The 7510-nt window shown below is 64.6% G+C and carries 8 protein-coding genes; 4 read left to right on the forward strand and 4 right to left on the reverse strand.

The window, feature by feature from the left end; genetic code table 11:
- Positions 1–77: 77 nt before the first annotated feature.
- Together EOA38_RS22150 and EOA38_RS22155 are read right to left on the reverse strand one after the other, a co-directional pair.
- The gene (locus EOA38_RS22150) at positions 78–860 is read right to left on the reverse strand and encodes an SDR family oxidoreductase (protein ID WP_126091995.1); all 783 of its coding nucleotides are present in this window, start codon (positions 858–860) and stop codon (positions 78–80) included.
- A 70-nt stretch (positions 861–930) separates the two neighbouring features.
- Positions 931–1824, reverse strand: coding sequence for a MurR/RpiR family transcriptional regulator (locus EOA38_RS22155; protein WP_126091996.1), 894 nt, complete (start codon positions 1822–1824; stop codon positions 931–933).
- Between the two features lie 185 nt (positions 1825–2009).
- Between EOA38_RS22155 and EOA38_RS22160 the strand changes: the two genes are divergently transcribed.
- From EOA38_RS22160 to EOA38_RS22170, 3 genes are all read left to right on the forward strand, one after another.
- Complete coding sequence (locus EOA38_RS22160; RefSeq protein ID WP_126091997.1) at positions 2010–3194, forward strand: Gfo/Idh/MocA family oxidoreductase; 1185 nt, start codon at positions 2010–2012, stop codon at positions 3192–3194.
- 176 nt (positions 3195–3370) lie between these two features.
- Complete coding sequence (locus EOA38_RS22165; protein WP_245464882.1) at positions 3371–5056, forward strand: DUF6880 family protein; 1686 nt, start codon at positions 3371–3373, stop codon at positions 5054–5056.
- A gap of 4 nt (positions 5057–5060) precedes the next feature.
- Positions 5061–5657 carry a hypothetical protein gene (locus EOA38_RS22170; protein ID WP_126091998.1) on the forward strand — a complete coding sequence of 199 codons (597 nt, stop codon included), beginning with the start codon at positions 5061–5063 and terminating at the stop codon, positions 5655–5657.
- A 36-nt stretch (positions 5658–5693) separates the two neighbouring features.
- Here the strand turns inward: EOA38_RS22170 and EOA38_RS22175 are convergent, their stop codons facing one another.
- The gene (locus tag EOA38_RS22175) at positions 5694–6320 is read right to left on the reverse strand and encodes a TetR/AcrR family transcriptional regulator (RefSeq protein ID WP_126091999.1); all 627 of its coding nucleotides are present in this window, start codon (positions 6318–6320) and stop codon (positions 5694–5696) included.
- Between the two features lie 273 nt (positions 6321–6593).
- On the opposite strand from EOA38_RS22175, the gene EOA38_RS22180 reads away from it, so the two are divergent.
- The gene (locus EOA38_RS22180) at positions 6594–7211 is read left to right on the forward strand and encodes a methyltransferase domain-containing protein (RefSeq protein WP_189350533.1); all 618 of its coding nucleotides are present in this window, start codon (positions 6594–6596) and stop codon (positions 7209–7211) included.
- Positions 7212–7275: 64 nt separating this feature from the next.
- Here the strand turns inward: EOA38_RS22180 and EOA38_RS39780 are convergent, their stop codons facing one another.
- Positions 7276–7482: a hypothetical protein gene (locus tag EOA38_RS39780; RefSeq protein ID WP_245480895.1), complete on the reverse strand. Its 207-nt coding sequence runs from the start codon at positions 7480–7482 to the stop codon at positions 7276–7278.
- Between the last annotated feature and the right edge of the window lie 28 nt (positions 7483–7510).

Below are 7510 nucleotides of genomic sequence, written 5' to 3' on the forward strand. Positions count from 1 at the left end.
ATCGTAAGCCGGCTTGCGGACCTCGGACGGCAAGCAACTGAGCAGGGCAGGGCCGAGGCTTTCGGCGCGCACCGCGCTCACCGGTTCGCTCCGATCACCCATTGCTCCTGGTCGATCAGCGCGCCGGTCATCGGCCCGGCAGCGTCGGAGAGCAGGAAGACGGCGAGGTTGGCGATGTCGCCCACCGAGAACAGCCGGCCGAAGGGCTGGGCCGCATTGGCCGCATCGAGCCAGCCCGGCCCATGGCCAAGCGTATCGGCCTGCATGACGCGCTCGGCCGGCGTGTCGGTCCAGCCGACATTGATGCCGTTGACGCGGATGCGGTCGAAGCGGTGGGCATTGGCGGCATTCTTGGTCAGCGTCGCCAGCGCGCCCTTGGTGGCGGAATAGACGGCAAGCTCGGGCGAGCCGCAATGCGCGTTGATCGACAGGATGTTGACGATGGCGCCGCCCCCGCCGCGCTTCGTCATGTCGGCGATGACCGCCTGCATCAGGAAGAAGGGCGCGCGCGCATTGACGGCGAACAGCGATGCCCAGTCTTCGAGGCTGGCATCGACGAAGGAGGCGCGGTCGGTAAGGCCCGCGGCATTCACGAGTGCGTCGATGCGGCCGAAGCGCTCGATGCAGGTCCGGGCGAGCATTGCCGGAGCCTCGGGATCGCCGAGGTCGGCGGCGGCAAAGGCGGTCGGGGTGCCCATGGCGGAAAGTTCGGCGGCGACAGCGTCGCCGCGTTTGCGGTCGCGGCCGGTGATCACAAGGCCTTCGGCGCCGGAGCGCGCGGCGGTCTCGGCGATCGCGCGGCCAATGCCCTGCGTCGCGCCGGTGACCAGCACCACCTTGTTGTCGAGCCGAACCTCCATTCCTCCTCCCGGAACAAAGTTTCTATTTTTTTAAAATGGAACAAAAGTTCCCGATAGTCAACCGCCACGGTCAGCCTGTCCGGCGCGCAACGACGCCGTGGACCAAAGCCATGCCGACGGCGAGCGATGCGGCGAGCGAGCGGAAGCCGGCGAAATCCGACTCTACCACCTCCAGCCAGGCGTCGGAGAGTCTCACCAGCGGCGAGAAGGTGCTGTCGGTGATGGCGACGATGCGCGCCTTGCGCTCATGCGCGACGGCGACGAGGTCGGGCGTGATCGAATTATAGGGGCTGAAGGAGACTGCGAGCACCGCGTCGCGCGGCGTTATGCAGCCGACCTGGTCGAGCGCGGTCGAGCCGACATTGTCGACCAGCACGTTGCGCACCCCCTGCTGCGACAGCGTCAGCGACAGATAGGTGGTGACGGGGAAGGCGCGCTTGCTGCCGATGACATAGATCAGTTCCGCGCTGGCCAGCAGTTCGACCATCTTCTCGAAGCTGTCGATGTCGAAGCCGTTGCCGATGCGGCCGAGTGAGGCTTGCGAGGCGCCGACCATGCCGTTGAGGAAATGCAGGTTGGCGTTGGGTTCGGCCGTGGGCTCGTGGCTGCGACCCTCCGGCCATGAGCCTTTCATGTGGTCCTTGAACAGGCCCTGGAAATCGGAAAACCCGGCATAGCCGAAGATCTGCGCGAAGCGCACCAGCGTCGAGGGCTGCACGCCGGCCTGGTCGGCCACCTGCGCGATGGTGCCGAGCGCCACGTCGCTCGGATGCTGCCACAGGAAGATGGCAACCTGGCGCAGCCGCTTCGGGAAATGCACGGTGCCGGAAGAGAGCACGGCGCGCAGTTCCTCATAGGTTTGCGGTTTGGTGTAGCCAAGTGCCGCCAGCGAACGGCTGCGTTTTCCCGCTGCCGTCTCCAGGCCGTGCGGAGACGGCTCGTCTGTCGGTTTGCGGCTGCTCATACGAGGTACCCGTTGACGGCTTGGAACATCCGAACCCTCCTCCGGATGCGGCCCATCGGTTGGGCCAAGAGAAACGCTATCGCGGCACGGGAGTTTTACAAAACGAAAAATAGAAATATCATTCGAAAAATTGCGGCAGGCGTCGCCGACAACGGATCGCCATTTCAGGGAGGATAATCGCAAACATGGTCCATGCAACCGCTGACGGAACCTCGCGCAAACGCCTGACGGTCGGCATGGTCGGCGGCGGCCGCAACGCCTTCATCGGCGCGGTGCATCGCCTCGCCATGCGGCTCGACGACCAGATCGCCCTCGTGGCGGGTGCGCTTTCCTCGGATCCGGAGAACGCGGCGGCATCGGCCGCCGAGATCGGCATAGCGCCGGAGCGCAGCTATGCCGACTATCATGCCATGGCGAAAGCCGAAGCGGCGCGGCCGGATGGCATCGAGGCGGTGGTCGTCGTCACGCCCAACCACCTGCATGCGCCGATCGCTACCGCCTTCCTCGAGGCCGGCATCGACGTCATCTGCGACAAGCCGCTGTCCACCACGCTAGCCGAGGCCGAAGCCCTGGTGGCGCTGACAAAAGCGAGGAAGCGCCGCTTCGTCGTCACGCTCAACAACACCGGCTATGCCATGGTGCGGCAGGCGCGCGAGATGGTGGCGGCCGGCGCGCTCGGCCGCATCGTTTCCGTGCATGGCGCCTATATCCAGGACTGGCTGACGCAGCCGATCGACGCGCAAGGCCAGAAGCAGGCCGAATGGCGCACCGATCCGGCGCGCGCCGGACAGTCGGCGGTGCTCGCCGACATCGGCGTGCACGCCTTCAACCTGGCGAGCTTCATCTCGGGCTTCGAGGCGGAGGCGGTCTCGGCGGACCTGTTCACCGCCGTGCCCGGACGACGGCTCGACGACAATGCGCATGTCCTGGTGCGCTGGACAGGCGGAGCGCGCGGCACGATCCTCGCCAGCCAGACCTCGCCCGGCCACTACAACGACCTCTCGGTGCGCATCTATGGCGACAAGGCCGGGCTCGAATGGTTGGGCACGCGGCCGGAGGAGCTGCGCTTCTCGCCCTATGGCGAGGAAACCCGCACGCTGGTGCGCGGCGGCCACGGCTCGACCACGGAAGCGCGGCGCGTCTCGCGCATGCCGGCCGCCCATCCGGAAGGCTATATCGAGGCCTTCGCCAATTTCTACCGCGACGCCGCCGACATCATCCGCGCGCACCGAGTGGGCGGGGCTGTCGATGCGGCGCGCGCGGCGCAGGTACCGGACGTGGTCGACGGCGCGCGCGGCGTGAAGTTCGTGGCGGCGGCGGTGGAGTCGAACGCGGCGGGCGGAGCGTGGACGCCGGCGCGGTTTTCGTGATGCGAAATGGCCACGTTCTTGACGATCTCGGGAGAGCCACTACGATCGATTCGTCGCTGTCTTGATGCTGTTAAGCGGCGATCCAACCCGCCACCTTCGCGTCCGGTTCAGTGACATTTTTGGTCGATCGGGCAAGGTTCTGCATGTGATCGAATGGAGTTGGGGTCCAACCACATATGACCGAGAGCCGGACCCGCTTTGACGTCGCAACCTTGCGCGAGCTTGCGGGCGACAAGGTGTTTGCGCGTGGCGAAGCCTACTGCTCCCAAGGCCAGGTTGATATACTCACCACGGATGCGCGGCGCGTGCGCGCTCAGGTCGCCGGCACGGAGGACTACCGCGCAGAGGTCACCGGCCGGGGTTCCGAGATCGGAGGAAGCTGTTCCTGTCCGGCTTTCGACGATAGGGGTTTTTGCAAGCACATGGTCGCGGTCGCGCTGGCGACGAATGCTGCGGACGCGGAGCCGGAAGACGTCGGCGCGCTCGCCCGCATCCGGGAATACCTGCGCGCGAAAAGCATCGACGCCCTGATCGAAATGATTGTCGGGTTCATCGATGGCGATCCGACGCTGTTTCGCAAGCTCGACATGGCCGCGTCGACAATGAGCGCTGACGACAAGACGCTCGAAGCGCGTTTGCGCAAGGCCATAGATGACGAGACAAGGACGAGAGGCTACGTCGAATACCGCGCGGTACCTGGATGGGCCGCGGGCGTGGATGAGGTGCTTGACGTCGTCGCCGACCTTGTGCCGTCCGGGCGTTCGGTCCTCGCTTTGCGCTTGGCGGAGCATGCCTTCGACCGGATCGAAAGGGCGATCGGGTCAATCGACGACTCCGACGGTCATTGCGGCGGCCTGCTGTGCCGAGCGCAGGATATTCACTTGAGCGCTGCCCGCGCCGCGGGACCTGAACCTGTATTATTTGCCAGGACGCTGTTCGCTCGCGAGATGAAGGGCGAATATGACGCGTTCGACGGCGCTTCGACAATCTATGCCGACGTGTTGGGCGCGCTGGGACTTGCCGAGTATCGCCGCCTGGCGGCGGAGGCGTGGGAAAAGCTGCCGCCGAAGGTCGGCCCACAGGCGGGACGTCTTTCGTCCACCACGGATGCTGACGCGAATTATGATTTGCTGATGCATGTCCTGGACGGGTTCGCCGAAAGCGATGGCGACCTCGATGCCCGCATAGGCTTGCGGGCGAAAGAGCTGTCGTCACCCTGGCGCTACTTACAGCTTGCGGAGTTCTGCCTCGCACATGGTCGAGCGGACGAGGCTCTTCGCCGCGCTGAAGAGGGGCTGTGGGTATTTGAGGACGACCGTTTGGACGAGCGGCTCGTGCTGCTCACGGTCGAGCTTCTTTCGCGTGCCGGCCGGTGCAAAGAGGCCGAAAAGCTGCTGCAACGAGCGTTCGAAAAGGCACCCAGCCTTCAACTGTACGAGGAACTGTGCCGGATTGGGGGCAGCGGCGCGGGCGAAGCCGCGACGAAGTTCCTACGATCGCAACTCGCAGGCAAAGCGCCGACGCGATGGGGATTCCCCGCAGACCTGCTCGTCCGCATCATGATCCATGACCGGGCGTTCGACGATGCTTGGGCGACGGTCCGCAAGTATGGTGTGTCGTCAAGCTTGCGTGAAACCCTCGCCGCGGCGAGCGAGGCGACACATCCCGGCGAGGCGATCGAGACCTATGCGACGCGCATAGATGAACTGGCTGAAGTCGGTGGGGCTCCCGCCTATGAGGAGGTGATGAAGTTGCTGCTCCGCATGGCAGGGCTGCGTTCTCCAAAGGAACAGGCCGCTCATATTGCCGAACTCAAGCTCCGCTTTGGCCGCAAACGCAATTTGATGAAGCTTATCGGATGAGTCCATGAAGCGGTCAGAGATCGAAAGCCAGAACCGGTACCTTCTGGAACGACAGCGCCAGTTCCGCATAGCGGCCGATGTCGTCACGCGGGCCTGGATGACGTTCTCCGAAATCGAGGCGATCGCCGTTATTGGCTCGGTGGCGAAACCGCTCTGGAAGGAGATTCCCAGGTTCAGCGAGTTCCGCCGGGCACGCATCGAGGTCTGGCATGAATGCGGCGACCTCGACCTGGCCCTATGGATCAATTCGCAGCACCGGCTCGGCGAACTGCGTCGCGCAGGCGCCGCCGCGCTGCGGCAGGCATTCGAGACAGGCGTCGGCATCAGCTTCGTCAGCCATCAACTCGACGTGTTCCTGTTCGAACCCGACAGCGACCGTTACCTTGGCCGGCTTTGCTCTTTCAGCAAATGTCCGAAGGGAAATCGGGATTGCCTGGTTCCCGGCTGCGGGACAATACGTTTCAACAAGCGCATTGCGGATTTCCAGCCTCACGCCGACCTATTGGCGCCGGTTGCGTATTCGACCCTTTATCGACGAGGTCGCGGCTTGCTCCGCTCTGCACTTGAATTGCCGAATGTCGATGAGGCCCACCCTCTCTGATCGGCTCAGTCGACGGGACCCCATCGTTGAGACCGATCAATCCGCATCGCGATGTGCAGCGGGGTGATCCGCCGGCCGTCGCTTGCCGCCTACCAAGGGTGAAAGCCCATCGAGCACCAGGCTCCGGAACATGGCGTCGACCTGGGCCGGCGACAGTTTCGGCTTCCGCTCGAACCACCAGTTCAGAGTCGTAAGGAAAGCGCCGACGATGAATTGCACGACGAAGTCGCGCGGCATCATATCGCCATGGAGGGTAGGGGGCAGTTCCTGCCGTACCATCTCTGACAGGATCAGGCGGATTTCATTCTCCGTCACGGCGCCGCCGCGCCCGCCGATCATCGTCCTGTAGTGATCGGCATACCGGGCGGCATGCTTGAACATGGCCGTGCTGAAGCCGAGCGGGTCGTCGTGCGAGGCCTCGGCTCCCACGCGCACCATCGATTGCGCCTCCTTGAGCTCCTCCCGAAGCATCTGGAAGCCGCTGCGCAGCAGATCCTCCTTGCCGGTATAGTGGGCGTAGAATGTCGAGCGGCCAATGTCGGCTTCATCGATGATGTCCTGCACCGAGAGAGCCTCGTAACCCTTGCGCAGCATAAGCGTCAGCAGCGCCTGGTGAAGGGCTTTGCGCGTGCGGGCCGCTCGCCGATCGATCTGGCGCGACATGGATCACTTCTCCTTCGCCGGTCCACGGAGCGTCTTTCCTGGCCCGCCTTTTCCAGGACGGCGGGCGCGGAATTGTCCACTAACGGACGTTCCGCCTGCATCGTCCGTCGAAAATTCCGGACAGAGTGTTCATTATCATACGGACTGTTTCGAAGCTTCGCCAGTCGTCGGCCGCTTTTCCCGGCATTCGCGGGTTCTTGAACTGCCTGTTGAAGGAAGGACGTGATGAACATGCACCATATGCGAAGCCAAGCGCGCGTCGCTGGAGCCGTAATGAGCCCCGACGCCAACAAGGGCATCGGCTTTCCGCGCCTCTACGACCTGCTGGTCCTTGTCCTGACCCGCGGGCGCGACCGGGCCTATCGCGAGGCGCTGCTCGATCTGGCCGGTCTGGCGCCGGGCTTCCAACTGCTGGAGGTCGGATGCGGCACCGGCACGCAGGCGATTTCCGCATGGCGCCGCGTGCAGCCCGGCGGATCGGTGGTCGGCGTCGACGTTTCCGAAAAGATGCTTGCCGCGGCTCGCCGCAAGGCCGGCCGGGCGGGCCTCGACATCGCCTTTCACCATGCCGATGCGGCCGAATTGCCGTTCGAGGACGGACGCTTCGATGCAGTCACTTTCACGACGGTGCTGCACATGGTGCCGGAAGCAAGACGCAGCCTTTGCCTGCGCGAGGCGGCACGCGTTCTGCCTCCGGGCGGACGGCTGTTGCTGATCGACTATGCAGGCCCCGTCAGTGAACGCGGACACATGTCGGCAAAGCACGGCCTGCATGGCCAGTTCGACCTGCACGGTCTTCGCCAACCGCTGGCGGCAACCGGATTCGAGCGCATCGAAGGCGGTCCGCTCAATTGGCTCGGCCTGCACTACCTGCGCGGCATCAGGGTATGAACATTGCGGCCACGCCGATGGCGGGCGTAAGTGCCAAACGCGGCACAGTAAGCGTTTCTATGAGTTACCTGGATTGCGGAACGTACGATCGAGTCGACGAAGGAGCGCTGGGAGAAGACTGCTCACGCCGACTGGCGCCGCCGAGCTTCGCCGAATGCTTGGGTGGCACGTCGTTCTCATCCGGATTGGGGACAGGGGTCTCGTCCGGCAGCCGCTCCGGATCCGGCTCGCGCATCGGCTTCGGGTCGGGGAACGGCGGCGGCGTGGGCACTGGCGTCGGCGTCGGGTCGGGGTTGGGG

It is taken from the genome of Mesorhizobium sp. M1E.F.Ca.ET.041.01.1.1 (assembly GCF_003997355.1).
Taxonomy (GTDB): Bacteria; Pseudomonadota; Alphaproteobacteria; order Rhizobiales; family Rhizobiaceae; genus Mesorhizobium.

What these genes read in the sequence shown, in the direction of transcription:
- EOA38_RS22180 (WP_189350533.1), top strand. Translation starts at nt 6,594, where the DNA reads ATGAGCCCCGACGCCAACAAGGGCATCGGCTTTCCGCGCCTCTACGAC.
- EOA38_RS22155 (WP_126091996.1), bottom strand. Translation starts at nt 1,824, where the DNA reads ATGAGCAGCCGCAAACCGACAGACGAGCCGTCTCCGCACGGCCTGGAG.
- EOA38_RS22175 (WP_126091999.1), bottom strand. Translation starts at nt 6,320, where the DNA reads ATGTCGCGCCAGATCGATCGGCGAGCGGCCCGCACGCGCAAAGCCCTT.
- EOA38_RS22165 (WP_245464882.1), top strand. Translation starts at nt 3,371, where the DNA reads ATGACCGAGAGCCGGACCCGCTTTGACGTCGCAACCTTGCGCGAGCTT.
- EOA38_RS22160 (WP_126091997.1), top strand. Translation starts at nt 2,010, where the DNA reads ATGGTCCATGCAACCGCTGACGGAACCTCGCGCAAACGCCTGACGGTC.
- EOA38_RS22150 (WP_126091995.1), bottom strand. Translation starts at nt 860, where the DNA reads ATGGAGGTTCGGCTCGACAACAAGGTGGTGCTGGTCACCGGCGCGACG.
- EOA38_RS22170 (WP_126091998.1), top strand. Translation starts at nt 5,061, where the DNA reads ATGAAGCGGTCAGAGATCGAAAGCCAGAACCGGTACCTTCTGGAACGA.